This window comes from Pedobacter sp. UBA4863 (genome assembly GCF_002399615.1).
GTDB lineage: Bacteria > Bacteroidota > Bacteroidia > Sphingobacteriales > Sphingobacteriaceae > Pedobacter.
This window is the reverse complement of the sequence record NZ_DHDZ01000040.1, coordinates 160,499-176,348: the sequence shown is the minus strand read 5'-3', so window position 1 is coordinate 176,348 and position 15,850 is coordinate 160,499. Positions and strand designations below refer to the sequence as shown.

Sequence of the window (15,850 nt, the reverse complement as noted above, 5' to 3'; positions counted from 1 at the left end):
TAACCTTTAACTAGATAATAAACAGTGACTTCCTTTTTTATTCTTTGAAAAAAATCAGACCATCTCTCTTCCTTTTCCTCACCTAGTGATCCTTTGTAGTGACTTTTAATTCTTGTTGCGACATTTTTTCCAATTCCTATATAAAGACATTTTTTGTTGTAAAAAATAGCATAAAAGCCATCAGTATAGCCTATTTCATTGTCTATTTTACTGTAAATTAATTTTTTATTTGAATTTGAAAAATCTAGATTAAAAGAGCTCCATTCAGAAATTTCAAGAGTGTTTTCAAAAGAGTTTAATCTTCGGAATAAATCCTTGTAATAGTCAATATAAAATTGTTTATCTGGCTTAAAAATAGCATCAATTTTTTTCAAATTTTCTTTACTTAACCGATTAATTAATTTCTCACGAATACCCTCTTTTAATTCTTGATCCGTAAAATTTCTAAAAGAATTAAAGGTAATCGCATGGTCAATCAATATGAGTTGATTTTGAGGAAAATCTTCTTCATCTCCGCACATTACTTGTAAACAATAATCAGGAAAATCTTTACTGAATAATAAGTATCTGCTATTCGCGACAGATTCAATAGCCAATAGCTCAATTTTTTCTACTAACTCTTCCATATTTCTAAGAATTAATCAAATAAAAATGATGTAACGAAAACACGCCTTTTATCTCTCCATTTTCATCTTTCAAGATAGCGGTATGGTCTTGAATTTCCAAAATGCAGTCACTAAAAATTCTACCGTCAACATTTCTATTGAAAGAAACTTCTCCATTGAGTTCTTGCTCGTTAGGGTTTAGCTTATAAACTATAAATTTTTGTGGTCCCATAGTTTTCTATTAAAAAGGTAAATCATCAATGTCTTCCAACGCATTTACGTTAATAATTTCTCGCCTTTTAGCCTCCAAAAAATCAGAAACTTCATAGAGCAACTTAACGTTATAATCCGATAAACTTCTAAAATCTTCTGGCATAAATTTCATGGTATCATTTTCTTCAAATTGGTCATTAAGTTCTGCCAGTTCGCCACTCATCGCTAAATTTAGAATAATAGTTTCAAGCTGCGTTATGGTTTCCCGTAAAACAACCGGCGAATTTTCTAAATGTTTACGATAAATTTCCTTGTTTGTCATCTTTTGTTGAAACTAAATGTACCACCACCTGCATCTGATTTTCTGGTTGTTCTGTTGGGTCAATGCGTTGTATTCTAATATCAAAGTTGGTAAAGCCAATTTTTAAGAGTTTATGAAAAATCCTATTTTCATTTCTTGGTATATAGCCCAGTTTGTATCCTCCGAAATAAATAATCACTGCTCTAGCGTCGTATTTATTATCTTCTTCTAAAACTAAATTTAAAGCTGTGCCAATTTTTAGTTCTTGAAAACACAAAGTGCCTTCGTAATAGGTAAAACCTGCAATGTTAAAGTTTGCCAAATGTTCTCTTTTCATGTTCGTGGTTTTTTAAATTCAAGTACAAGAATAAATGGCAATAGCGCAGTGTATTTGCACTAAGAAAAATTTTGTAAACTTTTTTTAATTTTTACTAAAAGCGATTGTTTTAAACTTTGCGGCAACAAAACTTTGATATGGTTGATGTGGCTCATCAATATGTTTTCTAGTTCTTGGTTAACCACCAATTGATAAGAAAAAGTAGTGCTTTTACGCTCTTGATTTACAATTTGCTGTGTAGCGTGCAAAGGTTTGGTTAGCAAGTAAGGCACAAACTCTTGTTCAACTTCTAACACAATTTCTTCTACTTTGCCACCCATAAAAGTAATGCCAATGGTATGCGCAAAATAGCTCTCTGCATCAAATTCTTTTTGATAGTAGTTTTGGTTTGAAGCTGCGATATTTTTTACCCTGTCTAAAGCCAAGGTTACAATGCTTTGCCGCTGCTGATGCCAACCCAAAACATACCATCGGCCTGCATACTCTTTTAACAAGTATGGATGTAAAATATGCGCTTTGGTTTCGCTATCGTGAAATTTTTGATAATGAATACAAAGCGTTTGTTGACTACCGATGGCATCTAAAACTGGCTTTAAATAATAAGCGCCAACAGCCTGTTCATCTTTTTCAAAATCAATATATTGCTGAATATTTTGTTTGAGTTTAACTTGAATATGGCTTTCAAATTTCTCGAATATTTGGTTCAAATCAGTAAAAAAATCGAAGCCTTTATATTGCCCTAATACCTTGCAAGCAAGTGCTATGCTTTGTAAATCGGTATTGTTTAATGTTGCATTTTTAATGGAATAGCTCGGATCTTCGTAGTGATAACACCCTCCCTCGTTTTTAATTGGCGCAAAATAGCCCAAATCGCCAGAGCGCATGATCTTAATATCGTTTTGTATAGTGCGTTTTGATGGAATACTACGGGTATCCCTGTAAGCAACCTCGTCGGCATAATCTGCGCAGGCGTTGGCTAGTTCCTCCCAAGTCCATTTTTTGCCACGTTGCTGCAAACAGTGATTAATGGTGTGGTAGCGTAAGAGCGCATCTAGATTTACTGGCATAAAAATTTGTTTAGCTAGGTGAAGTTAGCCAAACTCCGCTAATCGCTCAAGTTTTATTGAAAAGATTTAGGTTGGTCTTCTTTATACCACTCTGCCCATGATGTTGGTGTTTCGTACAATCTAATTGCGTGTAAAATAAAATCATCTTGGTCAAGAGCTGCCTGTAGTTTAAGCTTTATGTAAAGCAGTAGGTTTTCGCAGGTTGGCTGAAAGGCCACAAAATGCACTTTTTCGGAAATGGCATAACAACTGGCCCTTAAAGATGCTGGAACAGCTTCGTTAAGTACCAAAGTATGGTCTAACTTATCGATAATATTTGTGGCAACAATTTGTTTGAGCTGCCCAAAATCTATGAGCATACCACATTTAACATTTTGTGGGTCTTGGCTGGCATAGCCCGACACGGTAACCTGTAAACGATAAGTATGTCCGTGGATGTTTTTGCAAGGGCCATCGTAATTTAACAAGGCATGCGCCATATCGAAAGTAAATTCTTTGGTAACTCGTATTATCTCATTTTGCATGTTACCAAGTTAGTGCTAGCATAGCTGAAGAAAAATGAGCCTTATCAGAAATAAAAGTTATCTAAAACAAACATTTTTAAAGCCTATTGGGCTCTTTCTTTTTCGATTTGGCAATTGATTTCTGGCTGATACGCTCCGGACGTTTCTCGATATCTACTTTATAACCCAGCAAATCTCTAATTACTACCGATGCGCAAACACCGCCAAATGCTGCCGGCAAATAAGAAATGGTACCATAAGCCGACCGCTTAAAATTAGAACCGTCAGTCATAATCAAAGAATCTTTCATTACCTCTTCGATAGAAAAAACTGCTTTTATTTTACTGGCATTGCCTAGTTTTTTCAAGCGTTTACGAACATATTGCGCAAAAACACATTGATAGGTATCGGGAAGGTAAGTAGTACGAAGTTTGGTTGGGTCTAGCTTTCCGCCGGCACCCATAGAACTCACAATAGGCAAATTGAACTGCAAAGCGGTAGAAAGCAAAGTCACTTTTGGCGTGATACTATCGATACAATCCATCACGTAATCGAACTTAGTCGTCAAAATCTCTCTACATCTTTGCGGCGTTAAAAAATCTTGCACCACATGTAACTTCAGTTCTGGGTTAATCGCCAACAAACGCTCCTTCATAATTTCAGCTTTGCTTACACCATGATTGGTAGCCAGTGCGGGCAATTGTCTGTTTCTGTTACTTGGATCAACCACATCACCGTCAACAATGGTCATTTCGCCAACGCCACTGCGGGCAATAAACTCTGCCGCAAATGAGCCTACACCACCTAAACCAATTACTAAAACGTGTTTTTGCTGCAATAAATCAATTCCTTCGTCGCCCACCAATAACGCAGAACGCGATAACCAAGCTAAATCAGACATCTCAAAAGTTAAAAGTCAAAAATAAAAAGTTAAAAGTTTCGAATGGCCTGTTACGTGTTGCAAGTTTTAGACATCTAGTCTCATCACCTGTAAATTTAACCCGCAACAATTTTTATAACAACCCCATTTTCTTCCAATTGGCAAAAATAACATCTTTCAGTTCATCAACAGTTATTTTCTTTATTGTAGCCACTTTTGCATAAACCTCTTTAATGTTTATTGTGGCGTCATCGGTTTCTAAAAAGAAAGGATGGTCTAATTTTTCTAAGGTTAAGGCCACTTCCTCAGATTTTAAAACCGCATCACCAAACGACAGGTAAAACCCTTGATTTACCAATTGTTGAGCCATCTCTTGCTTTTTATTAAACCCATGGATTACCATAGGAACAGTAGGCTGCAAACGTTTTTTCAATGCAATAAGTTCATCAAATGTTTTTACACAATGTAAAATTAGGGGCTTTTGTAATTCTTCCGCTAACACTAACTGAGCTTCCAATATTTGCAGTTGGTTTTCTATCGGTTCTCCTCTTAAGCTATCCAAGCCGCACTCGCCAATCATTTTCACATTTTCTTGTCGAGCCAAAACACGCAAGTATTTCATGTTTTTAGTAAGCTCTTCTAATTTTGCATACCACGGATGAATACCAATAGCAATAGGCTTGGTTTTGGGCATGGCCAAAAAGGTGCTTTCGGTTAACGAAATACTTTGTATAGCAAATACGTCCCGTTCTTGTTTAGTTTTATGGGTATGGAGATCTAAAAACAAACTCATTTAGTGCAAAGATAACAATAGGCATTACAAAAAATTACCCCACAAAAACAGTAGTCACTTCTTCAAAGACTTATATTTGCAGCACTTAATATTTATCCTAAATTTAAAGATGATGAAGAAATTATTTTTTCTTTTGATGGCCAGCAGCATTGGATTTGCAAGTTTTGCGCAAACCCAGCCCCAAAGCTTAGGTGTTAAAATTTATAATCCTGCTGCCAATGCACAAGCCGATATTGATGCGGCCGCAGCAAAAGCTAAAAAAGAAAACAAACATATTTTTGTACAAGTGGGCGGAAATTGGTGTGTTTGGTGTATCCGTTTTCATAATTTGGTGGAAGAAACTCCTGAATTAAAAAACTATTTAAATACCAACTTTGAAACAGTGCTGGTTAATTACAGCACAGAAAACAAGAACGAAGCCGTTTTGAAGAAACTTAAAAACCCTGGGCGTTTTGGATTTCCCGTTTTTCTAATTTTAGATGGCAACGGCGAGGTACTCCACATCCAAAACTCGGCTTATTTAGAAGAGGGAAAAGGACACAGCCCAAAACTGATTACAGAATTTCTAAAAAACTGGACTTACAAAGCTGTAAACCCGAGCACTGCAAACTAACAATATTATCCCGTTCGGTATCGAGTGGGATTTTTTTGAAAAGCCATCTACTGTGCAATAACTTCGGTAGTCCCGCCTTTTTTACAAGTTCTCGCCCTCAGCAAGGTCGGGCTGCGGGCTTTTCTAAACAGTCGGGTTTATTTTACACAAGGCTGTGCTGTTCACAAACCGCTCCTTGCAAAATGCTAACCTGCAAATTTGGTTTTAGCAATGCCGTTTAATTGGCAATTAAACTTTCATCCAAAAAACATCCACATCATAAAAAAACCTCGAATAGTAATTATTCGAGGTTCCTTGTTCTTTTTAATGCTTACAACCCATCTCCGTATTTAAAAAAACCGTTTACCGTAACCGGCAACTTGCCCGTTGGTACTAATTTTTTGGCAAACACTGCTGCCGCTGCTTTTTGCATAAAGTCTTCCTTCTGGTAAGCTACTACAATTGACCTTGCCATTTCGATACCTGGCAATTTTGCCAAGTTGTAAGGGTTTGCAAAAAACGCAACTACCGCATTTCTGGCAGACAACGTAGTAATTAAGTCTTTTGCGTCTTTACCCAAAGGAATGTTATTGCCAGGACGGCTTCTGGTATCTACAATGGCCAGTACAATTTGGTCGTCATCTTTAATTTGTTTTATAATTGCAGTAATAGCCTCAGCATTGGCATTTTTATCTACATTAAAACTAAGCGAATTTTTGTAGATAGCTGTAATTTCGTTTTGGAAAGTTGTTGCTTTATCAGTTCCAACATTTATAATTACCGTTCTTTTCTTTGGCGTTAAGTTTGCCAAACCATCGCGGCTTTTTAGCAGGGTCATGCTTGCATCGGCCAATTGTTGCACCAAGGCCTGGCTTTCTGGGCGGTTCACCTCTTCAAAAATATTCTCTTCATCGGTATGAGGTTTTACATTTAAACCAGCCCAATATTTAGCAGTGAGTACTTTTTTCACACTTTCATCAATACGTTCCATACTAATGCGCTCGTCTTTGATGGCTTGTTTTACCTTCTTAATGGCAGTTTTTGTATCATGTGCCAATTCTAAAATATCGTTTCCTGCAATTAAGCCCATTACTTCGGCTTCGCCATCTTTAAAAAACTTGGTAACGCCCTTCATGTCCATTGCATCAGAAATAATTAGCCCTTTAAAACCTAGTTCATTTTTCAACAAATCGGTAACAATTGGCTTAGATAAAGTTGATGGCATATTTGGGGTAGCATCTAACGATGGAATGTTCATATGGGCAATCATTACACCCGCAGCACCTTTTTTAATCAGTTCTTTAAACGGATAAAGCTCTAAGGTATCTAAACGCTCTTTGGTGAATTTTAGCTGTGGCAAATCGTAATGCGAGTCTACATCAGTATCGCCATGGCCCGGGAAATGCTTAATGCTTACCAATAAACCACCCTCTTGCATGCCTTCTAAATAAGCCGCACTTTTTTCGGCTACATTGTATTTATTTTCTCCAAAAGAGCGAAAATTGATTACCGGGTTTTTAGCATTGTTATTTACATCTACATCTGGGGCCAAATTCATGTGCATACCAATACGCTTAAAATCTTTAGCCACCTCTAAACCCATTTTAAAAAGCAATTCTTTGTTTTGTACTGCCCCCAAAGCCATTTGGTAAGGATAAGAAATGGTACTGTCTAAACGCATTCCCAGGCCCCACTCACCATCAGAAGCAATTAACAAGGGTACTTTTGATTTCTTTTGGTATTTGTTGGTGAGCACGGCTTGCCTTACCGGCCCTCCTTGAAAAAACACCACACCGCCCAACTTTTCTTTTCTAATTACTTTGCCAACAGAATCTTGGTAAGCTTTACTCAAATTGGTGTGTGCCCTAACAAAAAACAATTGAGCAATTTTTTGTTTTGTACTTAACCTATTGAATACCGAATCTACCCAATGCGGTTGCTGTTTTAACAATTCTAGATAAGAGGGTTGTTGCGCATTGGTTTTTCCTATGGCTAATAGGGATATTATACCGAACGCATAAAGAAATTTCTTGTTCATTTTTATGTTTAAAATTTTATTTGTTCTTCTCTGCGATTGCTGTTTATTGCGGAAAATCCTTTAAAGATGCGGAAATCAAATCGTTCTTGCCAAATATTTGTTTTTACATTTTTAAAAAGTGTGTAAAAAGTACACCAAAGCTGTTTTTAAAACACAACTGTATTGAATTTGATACACTAGATGACATGAATAGTGTAACGAACTAAGCCCCCAAAAAAAATATTAATTTGCTAAAATTCTGCATTTTAAATATTGATAATAGAGAGAGAACAGCTTTCAGACATCGGTGTGTTTTTTTGTTTGGCACATTTATTTGAGAGAGGTTAACCAAAATGGCGGAACTCGTAGGTTAAATTTCGGGAAACTCCATTAACAAAAATAAAATCTTAAAAAAATGAAAAAGATACTTATCATAGCATTAGGTCTGTTTGTTTCGGGTCTTGCTGCAAACGCTCAATCAACAAATAATTTAATTAGATTGGGTATTAAGGGTGGTGCCAACTTCTCTAACATTATTAAAGACGATGGCAACAACAATTTTAAAACCGATTATCTTGTAGGTTATAATGCAGGTTTAACCTTAGACATTAAGTTATTAGAAAATTTAGCTTTTACACCAGAACTGGTATATTCTACCAAAGGTTATAAAAACACCTATACTATTTTAGGTTCTGAAGTTACAACAACCCAGAGAACCCATTTCTTAGAAGTACCAATCTTGGCCAGCATTAAATTAACCGAAGGATTAAACTTTGTATTGGGGCCTCAGGTGTCATTCTTATTATCTACAGACAGCAAAGTAGAAAATGGTATGGGCACGGTGCAACAAACTACTGACGAAGATTCTGACAAATTTAAAAAGAGCTTATTGGGCGGTGTAATTGGTGCTCGTTTAGATCTTAGCAAGAATGTTGGAATTTTTGGCCGCTATGCGTTAGATTTTCAAAAAAACAACGAGAATGGCACTACTACTACCCCTGAGTTTAAAAACCAGGTTTTTCAAGTTGGCTTAGGCTTAAAATTCTAATCGCCTAGCGATTTCATTATAAATTAAAACCCTCTTAATAGCAACTATTAGAGGGTTTTTCTTTTTTATCAAAACTAAAAAGGATGTTTTGGGGTTATGCTTTAAACTATTTTCAATTACCTAAATATAGAAATTATGAAAGACACCAATCTTCCAAAAAACAATGGACGGATTCATAACAGCACCATTGCCAATAGAACACATACCGATGTAAAGCAAGACAAAAAAATGAATGGCATTACCAATGCCGGTGGTCAACGTGCAGATCAAACTTCCAATAAAGACAACGAACGCAAGCGTGGTCAATAATTTTAAAGGCATGGTAAACAAACCATGCTTTTTTGTAAAGCTCCTTTTACATCAGTCCATCTCGCTACTATTTTAATATATTTAAGGAAAATTGTCATTTATGAAACTTCAATTCTCTAAAAAACCAATAAAGGGGCTTTTAATGCTAGCTATCTTAGCTGTTTCTGGCTTGTTAATGAGCCATTGCAACATTGCGCCACAAAGTACGGCCCCTACCGATAAAAACCTAACATCAGAAACGATTGTAGCGGGGCTTAGCATGCCTTGGTCAATGGCGTTTTTACCCGATGGGAGATTTTTGGTAACTGAACGAACTGGCAAATTACGCATTGTAAAAGATGGACAGCTAGATCCGCAAGAAATAGCAGGTATTCCAAAAGTTTACTACCGCGGCCAAGGAGGGCTTTTAGATGTGGCACTTCATCCAAACTACAAAGAAAACGGGTGGATCTACATCAGTTATTCGTCTCCTAAAAAGGAAGGCGAAGTTGGAGATGACAATGGTGCAAACACGGCGCTTATGCGAGCAAAATTAAACGGACATGAGCTAACCAACATAGAGCATTTATACAAAGCTAGCCCAAATGTAAAGGGCGGTGTGCACTTTGGCGGTAAAATATTATTCGATAAGAAAGGTTATGTTTTTCTTTCTTTGGGCGAACGTGGGCAGAAGGAAAATGCACAACGTTTAAACAAAGCGCAAGGTAAAATAGTACGTTTACACGAAGACGGAAAAATACCTACAGACAACCCTTTTGTGAAAACAAAAGACGCTTTACCCGAAATTTGGAGTTATGGGCACAGAAACCCACAAGGTTTAGTGATGCACCCTACTACCGGAACTATTTGGGCGCACGAACATGGCCCACAAGGTGGCGACGAGCTAAACATTGTAGAGAAAGGCAAGAATTACGGTTGGCCCTTAATTACCTACGGTATCGATTATGACAACTCTATCATCTCTGATAAAACCGAAGCGCCCGGTATGGAACAGCCAGTAATTTATTGGAAACCTTCTATAGCACCCTGCGGAATGACTTTTGTAAATAATCCGAAGTTTAAAGATTGGAACGGAGATTTGTTGGTTGGCTCGCTAAAATTCCAAAACTTAGAGCACCTAGTCATCAAAGGCAATAAAGTAGTAAAAAAAGAAATTGTATTTGATAAAATAGGTAGAGTGAGAGATGTAAAACAAGGGCCTGATGGCAATATCTACGTGGTAGTAGAAAGCACCGGCGCTATCGTTAAAATTAGCCCAAAATCTTAACATGAAGTTAATTAGCATTTTAGGTTGCGGGGCTATATATGTCTTTGCATTCTTATCTAACGCACAAGACAACCTCAGCAAAAGTATAGCCAGAGGCAAAGAGCTTTACAAAGAAAGCTGCATTACTTGTCATTTAGCTAATGGCGAGGGCATAAAAGACACGTTTCCTCCATTGGCAAAAGCCGACTTTCTGTTAAAATACCCCGAAAAATCTATTCATGCCATTAAGTTTGGGATGAAAGGCGCCATAAAGGTAAATAATGTAGCGTATAACAATGCCATGCCTCCCTCGGGCTTTGCAGATGATGAAATTGCCGATGTAATGAACTACATTAGAAATTCTTTTGGCAATAAAAACCCACAACTGATAACCGAAAAAATGGTAGCTGCCGTAAAAGAGAAATAAGAACGTTACTAAAATGTATATTGTTAAAAAGGCGTCCCGATGTAAAATAGAGACGCCTTTTCGCTTAATTAAGCAATAGATTTTACTTCTAAAATTTGATATTCTTTAACGCCATCAGGCATTTCCCAACTAAGTACAGCTCCTTGTGGATAGCCCAATAAAGCAATACCAATTGGCGACAAGATAGAAATTGTATTATGTTTTCTACGGGCTTTTTGCGGCGAAACCAAGTTATACTCATACTCAGCGCCACTAGTAGTTTCTTTTACTTTTACTGTCTTACCTAAATCAACAATGTTTTCGGGTACGTCTTTTCTTAACACCTGAACAGCATATTTAAGTTCTTGGTCAAGCTTAATTTCGTTATGTCTGCTCAGTTTTTTCTTGTTAACAAAAATTTTAAGCAAATCATAAATTCCTCTGGTAATTACAATAGGTGTTTCGTTGGTTTTTGCTATGATAGTATTCATGATATTTGATTTTATAATTTAATAAATGGATGTTGTTCGTTCATTTCTTAAATTGGCCCTGGCGTAAATGCCAAGGCTTAAACATCAAAGTCTGTAGCGCAAACCCAATGCAAATGGAAAAAGCACATATTTTACGTTTAAATGCAACAAAAGAAGCGCTGCGGCTTGCAACGTTTCAATAAATAATATGGAATACAAGAGAGCTTCCCGGTTATGCTATCTCCGGGAATTAGACATTAAAGTCTTTAAAGTTTGAGAAGAAATATTTCTTTTTAAACGTTAGCATAATTTGATAGATACGTTTTTCTTTCGCCCCAAAGATACAATTTATTGATGCAAAAAGCGAATAAAACACATTAAAACATTGCTTTACAAACAAATACCAACACCAAGTCCAGGGTATATAACGATTTGTTCTGTTTAAAATTAGCGTTTAAGCCAATCTTGATTTAGCAGCCATGAGCCATAAAAAAACGGCAATTTTAGTGATGAAATTGCCGTTTTTATGGTTAAGTTAATTAATAATCCTCGTATTACCGCTGCAATTGGTTTGCTCCTCTTAAATTATATTCTTTTGGAGTTTCTACACCTTGTAAATGTTTTACAAAATAGTCCCAACGGCGACGCATCATATAAGAATTGTAAGCACCGAAACCATGTCCGCTATGCGGAAACAATACTAGGTCGTAATCTTTGTTCGCTTTGTTCAAAGCATCTATCACTAAATATACATTGTACGGAGGTACGTTATTATCCATCATACCGTGCGCCAACATAAGTTTACCTTTTAAGTTTTTAGCATGGGTTTGGTTTGCTTGGGCCTCGTAATCTGAGTTTTCTGCCAAGCCATTGTAACGCTCGCCCCAATCGTCCTCATAATTTCTGTTATCGTGGTTACCCGCTTGCGACACGCCAACTTTAAAGAAATCTGGGTAGCGAAACAATGCTGCTGCCGTAGCAAAACCACCACCCGAGTGTCCCCAAATACCAACTTTATCAATATCCATAGGGTATTTTGCGGCCAATTGTTTTATTGCTGTAATTTGGTCTGGCAAGGTATTTTCGCCCATGTTACCATAGTTCATATCGTGATAACTTTTAGAACGCCCCGGATTGCTTGTTCCTTCGATGAGCACTACAATAAAACCTAACTCGGCTAAGGCTTGGTGATCGCCTCTAGTAGCAGCAAACGACCAGTTACCAACACTACCGCCTTGTGGACCAGGATAAATATAATTAACCACAGGATATTTTTTGCCCGTTTCCATTTTGGTTGGCGTAAATACCAAGCCGTAAATATCGGTTTTGCCATCGGCTGCTGTAACTTGCACCACATCTGGAGCTTTCCAACCTTTAGCAATTAATGCAGAAACATCGGTACTGGCTAAATCAAGTATCTTTTTACCGTTAATATCTCTTAAAACCGTTACACTTGGCACGTTTGGCTGCGAGTATGTATCTATAATGTAGTTAAAATCTGGCGAAAAAGACACTTGGTGATTTCCTAAACCTGGTGTTAATAGTGTTAAACCTTTGCCATCAAATTTAGTTTTGTAAGTGTAAGAAAAATAAGGATTGCCCGTTTCTTTGCCCTGCCCTGTAAAATATAGCACTCTGGCTTTTTCATCAACCTTAATTAAACGCCCAACTAACCAGTTGCCTTTTGTAATTTGATTTTTTAGTTTTCCAGTTTTTGAATCATAAAGGTAAAGATGTCCCCAATTATCGCGTTCCGAGTACCATAAAACTTCATTAGTTTTTGGCAAATAACGCCAGTTAATAGCGTTTAATCCCGATTCGAAATGTGTTTTTACAGTTTCAGTAAAAACTTCTCTAACTGCCCCAGTAGTGGCATTTGCAATTTGTAGTTTAGCAACCTTATGATCGCGAGAGGTAGATAAAAAAGCAAATTCGCTACCATCAGCATTCCAGTCTATATCTGCCAGTTGTCCTCCATCTACAATATCATCACTTAACGAGCTTCGGTGTTCGTCTAATGGTATTTGCAGGCTCACTACTTTGGCGTTTTCTACATCTATAACTACCCTACGTAACTTGGCTATTTCCTTATCGCCTGGCAATGGGTATTTCCATGCTTTTAATGTTGGCGAACCTACGTTGGTAGTTACCAAATACATGTCTTTTAAATGACGTTGATCTTGTTGGTAGGTGGTTAACTTTTTCGAATCTGGCGACCATTTTACAATAGCTCTGTCGCTGGTTTTCCAACCGGCGTTGTCGGTAGCGTAACCATAATCTTTTATCCCATCAAAGGTTAATTGCGTTTCTTTTTTAGAAGCAACGTCTTTTAACCATAGGTTCCAATCTTTAATAAAAACTGCTTTTTTGCCATCTGGCGATACTACTTCTAAACCTCCCTGACGTCTTCCAAAACCACCGCTTCCTTCTTCTTTGTAAGCTGTTGTAATTACTTTTGTTTTCTTTAAAGCATCCACTTCGTAGGTTTCGTTTCCGTTTTTGGTTTTTGTGGTGTACCAAAATTTACTAGGGCTTACCCAATTAGCTCTAACGCTTCCACCAGTTACCAGGGGCTCAATATTGTAACCCAAAAATTGTTCTGCCCTAGCGTAATCGTTGGTAGTTAGCGGCTTATTTTGTGCATTTACGGCAAAAGCAGTTAAAATAACCCCAAATGTTAGTATGTGTTTTTTCATTTTTATAAAGAAATAATAAAGTATAGGCTTCTTTAGTGCAAATTAAATATAATTAACCATAGCGAAAAAGAGAGCCCTTTGCTGTAGGCACTTAATCGTTAGTTCTGCGATGTTTTATAAAGTAAAAAACAAGGTTAAATGCAATTATAACATGATTAATCACGTTTGTAACAAAACCGTAGTAATGGCTAAAAATTTTAAAGCGTTCTTTTAGGCTTTCGCGATGTTTTTGCTTGCTTATACCGCCAACTAAATATTTAGCGACATACAAACGTGTATTCACAATGCTAGAAGCTTTCTTGGCAATCTTGATGACCCAATCAATATCTGCACTGTATTTGTACTTTAAGTTGTAAGGTTCGGTTAAGCTGCGTTTAATGTATATGGCTTGGTGGCTAATGTTCATGCCATACTTAAAGCTACGCCATGTGAATATTTCTGGGGCTCGGTGCCTGCGTGGGCCTAAGCTGTTCCAATTTTCATCGTACATTTCGGTTTCGCCATAATAAATATCGGCATTTGGAGCAGTAGCAAATATATTTTCTACGGTAGTTGATTCGTAAATTTCATCACCAGAATTCATGAATAGTACATAATCGCCCGTGGCTTGGGCCAAACCTTTGTTCATGGCATCGTAAATGCCTTTATCTTTTTCAGAAATCAGCTTTGCTAAACGATTTTCGTGTTTTTTTATAATGTCTAAAGTGCCATCTGTAGAAGCACCATCAATAATAATGTATTCGATATTTTTATAGCTTTGGTTAAGCACCGAAAGCATGGTACGTTCGATATCCTTTGCATTGTTATAAACGATAGTGATGACAGACAGCTTGGGAAACATAATGCAAGTTTAAGAGATTTACTCGTCATTTCGACGAAGAATGAGGAGAAATCTAAAAATTATGTAGCTTAAATTTAGAAATCGACATATAAAAATCTGAAATATAAAAGAGCTAGATTTCTCTTCGTCGTACCTCCTCATCGAAATGACGGAAGCGGTTTTTTTACTTTTGACTTTCTACTTTTAACTTATTTCGGCATATCATCTAACAATTTAAAATACAAAGCGACATGTTGTTCTGCAATTACCGATGGCGAAAATGTACTTAAAACAGTTCTTCTAGCCTCTTTTTGCACTTCTTCTTTCTGTTCATGAAGAAACAACCATTCTATGCCATCGGCCAAGTCCGAAGCATCTTGGTATGTGGCTAAATAACCGTTTTGCAAATGCTTCACCATATCGGGAATACCGCCCGTGGTAAAAGCAATTACTGGTGTAGCACAAGCTAAGCTTTCCATCACCGTATTGGGTAAATTATCTTCTAAAGAGGGTGTGATAAAAGCATCGGCAGCGGCGTAGCATTTAGCCAAGTGCTCGTCTTTATTAATGGTCCCTAAAAAAGTAGTTTTAAATGGAAATTTAGGAATGTTCTTTTCGTCCTTGTTGCCAAAAATTACCAATTCTATTTGGTCGTTTAAAATTGTTGGCCGGCGAGAAAGTTCGAAAAGCGCATCAATTAGATATTGTGTGCCTTTATGTTTATCGTTTTTAGATGGCATAAAACCACTCATCAACACAAACTTTTCTGGTGCTATTTTAAGGATTTTTTTGGCTTCGGCTTTTACATAGGGCTTAAAAACATCTACCTCTATAGTATTTGGGATAACCGAGGTATGGCGCAAACCCAATAAACTACTTTCTTTTACCGATTTTGCCATCCAATTACTTGGTGCTACTACATGAAAGTTTACTTCGGAATAAGCTTTTTGTTTACGTTTCCAAGTTTGGTGCGAAATATCTTTTGCCCCACTCATTTTTAGCAAGGGGCAATTGCCGCATTGGCGATGAAAATTCTCGCAACTGTAGCGAACATGGCAACCTCCGGTAAAGGCATTGCTATCGTGAAAAGTCCATACAATTGGCTTTTCCAATTCATCTAGTTGAGCTAAAAACTTCGGGCTTAAAAACCCGTGGTTAACCCAATGGATATGAATTATATCTGCTTCGCGAACCAGCTTATTTTTAAGTATGCTTTTGCCAAACCACTGTAAAGAAAATGGCGTTTTCACTTCTTTCTTTGAAAAAGCTTTGGCCAAATATCGCTCTGCCATAATGTTAAAAACGGCCTTTGCTTTGGCAAATGGGCTTTTGCTGAGGTTATGAATTTTAGGGTTATCGCCAAATTGATAATACACCAGCACCTTAGAATCGATGCCGATACTGTTCAGCGCATCGCTTAACCGTAGGCAAGCCCTGCCAGCGCCGCCATTGCCATCGTAAGTATTTAGGTGTACAACTTTCAAATCAATCAAAAATACATTTTTATGTTTAGGTTTGTAAAATCGAACTAAAAATCGACTAACTAT

18 protein-coding genes are annotated in these 15,850 nt (G+C 37.1%); 5 read left to right on the top strand and 13 right to left on the bottom strand.

Annotated elements, in window-relative coordinates; translation table 11 throughout:
• From B3I52_RS10910 to B3I52_RS10875, 8 genes are all read right to left on the bottom strand, one after another.
• The coding region (locus B3I52_RS10910) for a hypothetical protein (protein WP_293301187.1) at positions 1-626 on the bottom strand (626 nt) is incomplete at its 3' end.
• 4 nt (positions 627-630) lie between these two features.
• Complete coding sequence (locus B3I52_RS10905; RefSeq protein ID WP_293301186.1) at positions 631-837, bottom strand: hypothetical protein; 207 nt, start codon at positions 835-837, stop codon at positions 631-633.
• A 9-nt stretch (positions 838-846) separates the two neighbouring features.
• The gene (locus B3I52_RS10900) at positions 847-1,140 is read right to left on the bottom strand and encodes a hypothetical protein (RefSeq protein WP_293301185.1); all 294 of its coding nucleotides are present in this window, start codon (positions 1,138-1,140) and stop codon (positions 847-849) included.
• Positions 1,115-1,456, bottom strand: a complete 342-nt coding sequence (locus B3I52_RS10895) for an HIRAN domain-containing protein (RefSeq protein WP_293301184.1) — start codon at positions 1,454-1,456, stop codon at positions 1,115-1,117. Before B3I52_RS10895 ends, B3I52_RS10900 begins: the two co-directional genes overlap by 26 nt.
• Before the next feature lie 59 nt (positions 1,457-1,515).
• Positions 1,516-2,523, bottom strand: a complete 1,008-nt coding sequence (locus B3I52_RS10890) for a helix-turn-helix transcriptional regulator (RefSeq protein WP_293301182.1) — start codon at positions 2,521-2,523, stop codon at positions 1,516-1,518.
• 53 nt (positions 2,524-2,576) lie between these two features.
• The gene (locus B3I52_RS10885; protein WP_293301180.1) at positions 2,577-3,047 is read right to left on the bottom strand and encodes a 6-pyruvoyl trahydropterin synthase family protein; all 471 of its coding nucleotides are present in this window, start codon (positions 3,045-3,047) and stop codon (positions 2,577-2,579) included.
• Positions 3,048-3,123: 76 nt separating this feature from the next.
• Positions 3,124-3,927 (bottom strand): tRNA threonylcarbamoyladenosine dehydratase, encoded by an 804-nt coding sequence (locus B3I52_RS10880; RefSeq protein ID WP_293301178.1) that lies wholly within the window; start codon positions 3,925-3,927, stop codon positions 3,124-3,126.
• A gap of 112 nt (positions 3,928-4,039) precedes the next feature.
• Entirely contained in the window at positions 4,040-4,699 is a 660-nt protein-coding gene (locus B3I52_RS10875; RefSeq protein WP_293301176.1) for a TatD family hydrolase, read from the bottom strand.
• Between the two features lie 109 nt (positions 4,700-4,808).
• Here B3I52_RS10875 and B3I52_RS10870 point away from each other — a divergent pair, with 109 nt between their 5' ends.
• Positions 4,809-5,312, top strand: coding sequence for a thioredoxin family protein (locus B3I52_RS10870; protein WP_293301174.1), 504 nt, complete (start codon positions 4,809-4,811; stop codon positions 5,310-5,312).
• 310 nt (positions 5,313-5,622) lie between these two features.
• Here B3I52_RS10870 and B3I52_RS10865 read toward each other — a convergent pair whose 3' ends face one another.
• Positions 5,623-7,329: a glycoside hydrolase family 3 protein gene (locus tag B3I52_RS10865; RefSeq protein WP_293301173.1), complete on the bottom strand. Its 1,707-nt coding sequence runs from the start codon at positions 7,327-7,329 to the stop codon at positions 5,623-5,625.
• Between the two features lie 394 nt (positions 7,330-7,723).
• Here B3I52_RS10865 and B3I52_RS10860 point away from each other — a divergent pair, with 394 nt between their 5' ends.
• From B3I52_RS10860 to B3I52_RS10845, 4 genes are all read left to right on the top strand, one after another.
• The gene (locus B3I52_RS10860) at positions 7,724-8,356 is read left to right on the top strand and encodes a porin family protein (protein ID WP_293301171.1); all 633 of its coding nucleotides are present in this window, start codon (positions 7,724-7,726) and stop codon (positions 8,354-8,356) included.
• A 135-nt stretch (positions 8,357-8,491) separates the two neighbouring features.
• On the top strand, positions 8,492-8,665 hold the full coding sequence (locus B3I52_RS10855) for a hypothetical protein (protein WP_293301169.1): 174 nt from the start codon (positions 8,492-8,494) through the stop codon (positions 8,663-8,665).
• A gap of 100 nt (positions 8,666-8,765) precedes the next feature.
• Positions 8,766-9,932: a PQQ-dependent sugar dehydrogenase gene (locus tag B3I52_RS10850; protein ID WP_293301167.1), complete on the top strand. Its 1,167-nt coding sequence runs from the start codon at positions 8,766-8,768 to the stop codon at positions 9,930-9,932.
• A 1-nt stretch (position 9,933) separates the two neighbouring features.
• The gene (locus tag B3I52_RS10845; RefSeq protein WP_293301166.1) at positions 9,934-10,338 is read left to right on the top strand and encodes a c-type cytochrome; all 405 of its coding nucleotides are present in this window, start codon (positions 9,934-9,936) and stop codon (positions 10,336-10,338) included.
• 68 nt (positions 10,339-10,406) lie between these two features.
• Here the strand turns inward: B3I52_RS10845 and B3I52_RS10840 are convergent, their stop codons facing one another.
• The 4 genes from B3I52_RS10840 to B3I52_RS10825 form a co-directional block, all read right to left on the bottom strand.
• Complete coding sequence (locus B3I52_RS10840) at positions 10,407-10,808, bottom strand: GreA/GreB family elongation factor (protein ID WP_293301164.1); 402 nt, start codon at positions 10,806-10,808, stop codon at positions 10,407-10,409.
• Between the two features lie 533 nt (positions 10,809-11,341).
• Entirely contained in the window at positions 11,342-13,483 is a 2,142-nt protein-coding gene (locus B3I52_RS10835) for a S9 family peptidase (RefSeq protein ID WP_293301162.1), read from the bottom strand.
• A 91-nt stretch (positions 13,484-13,574) separates the two neighbouring features.
• Positions 13,575-14,324 carry a glycosyltransferase family 2 protein gene (locus B3I52_RS10830; protein WP_293301160.1) on the bottom strand — a complete coding sequence of 250 codons (750 nt, stop codon included), beginning with the start codon at positions 14,322-14,324 and terminating at the stop codon, positions 13,575-13,577.
• A gap of 188 nt (positions 14,325-14,512) precedes the next feature.
• Positions 14,513-15,796 (bottom strand): glycosyltransferase, encoded by a 1,284-nt coding sequence (locus tag B3I52_RS10825; protein WP_293301158.1) that lies wholly within the window; start codon positions 15,794-15,796, stop codon positions 14,513-14,515.
• Positions 15,797-15,850 lie beyond the last annotated feature (54 nt).

Coding starts and splice junctions, on each gene's coding strand:
- B3I52_RS10905 (WP_293301186.1), bottom strand. CDS start 837: ATGGGACCACAAAAATTTATAGTTTATAAGCTAAACCCTAACGAGCAA.
- B3I52_RS10900 (WP_293301185.1), bottom strand. CDS start 1,140: ATGACAAACAAGGAAATTTATCGTAAACATTTAGAAAATTCGCCGGTT.
- B3I52_RS10895 (WP_293301184.1), bottom strand. CDS start 1,456: ATGAAAAGAGAACATTTGGCAAACTTTAACATTGCAGGTTTTACCTAT.
- B3I52_RS10890 (WP_293301182.1), bottom strand. CDS start 2,523: ATGCCAGTAAATCTAGATGCGCTCTTACGCTACCACACCATTAATCAC.
- B3I52_RS10885 (WP_293301180.1), bottom strand. CDS start 3,047: ATGCAAAATGAGATAATACGAGTTACCAAAGAATTTACTTTCGATATG.
- B3I52_RS10880 (WP_293301178.1), bottom strand. CDS start 3,927: ATGTCTGATTTAGCTTGGTTATCGCGTTCTGCGTTATTGGTGGGCGAC.
- B3I52_RS10875 (WP_293301176.1), bottom strand. CDS start 4,699: ATGAGTTTGTTTTTAGATCTCCATACCCATAAAACTAAACAAGAACGG.
- B3I52_RS10870 (WP_293301174.1), top strand. CDS start 4,809: ATGATGAAGAAATTATTTTTTCTTTTGATGGCCAGCAGCATTGGATTT.
- B3I52_RS10865 (WP_293301173.1), bottom strand. CDS start 7,329: ATGAACAAGAAATTTCTTTATGCGTTCGGTATAATATCCCTATTAGCC.
- B3I52_RS10860 (WP_293301171.1), top strand. CDS start 7,724: ATGAAAAAGATACTTATCATAGCATTAGGTCTGTTTGTTTCGGGTCTT.
- B3I52_RS10855 (WP_293301169.1), top strand. CDS start 8,492: ATGAAAGACACCAATCTTCCAAAAAACAATGGACGGATTCATAACAGC.
- B3I52_RS10850 (WP_293301167.1), top strand. CDS start 8,766: ATGAAACTTCAATTCTCTAAAAAACCAATAAAGGGGCTTTTAATGCTA.
- B3I52_RS10845 (WP_293301166.1), top strand. CDS start 9,934: ATGAAGTTAATTAGCATTTTAGGTTGCGGGGCTATATATGTCTTTGCA.
- B3I52_RS10840 (WP_293301164.1), bottom strand. CDS start 10,808: ATGAATACTATCATAGCAAAAACCAACGAAACACCTATTGTAATTACC.
- B3I52_RS10835 (WP_293301162.1), bottom strand. CDS start 13,483: ATGAAAAAACACATACTAACATTTGGGGTTATTTTAACTGCTTTTGCC.
- B3I52_RS10830 (WP_293301160.1), bottom strand. CDS start 14,324: ATGTTTCCCAAGCTGTCTGTCATCACTATCGTTTATAACAATGCAAAG.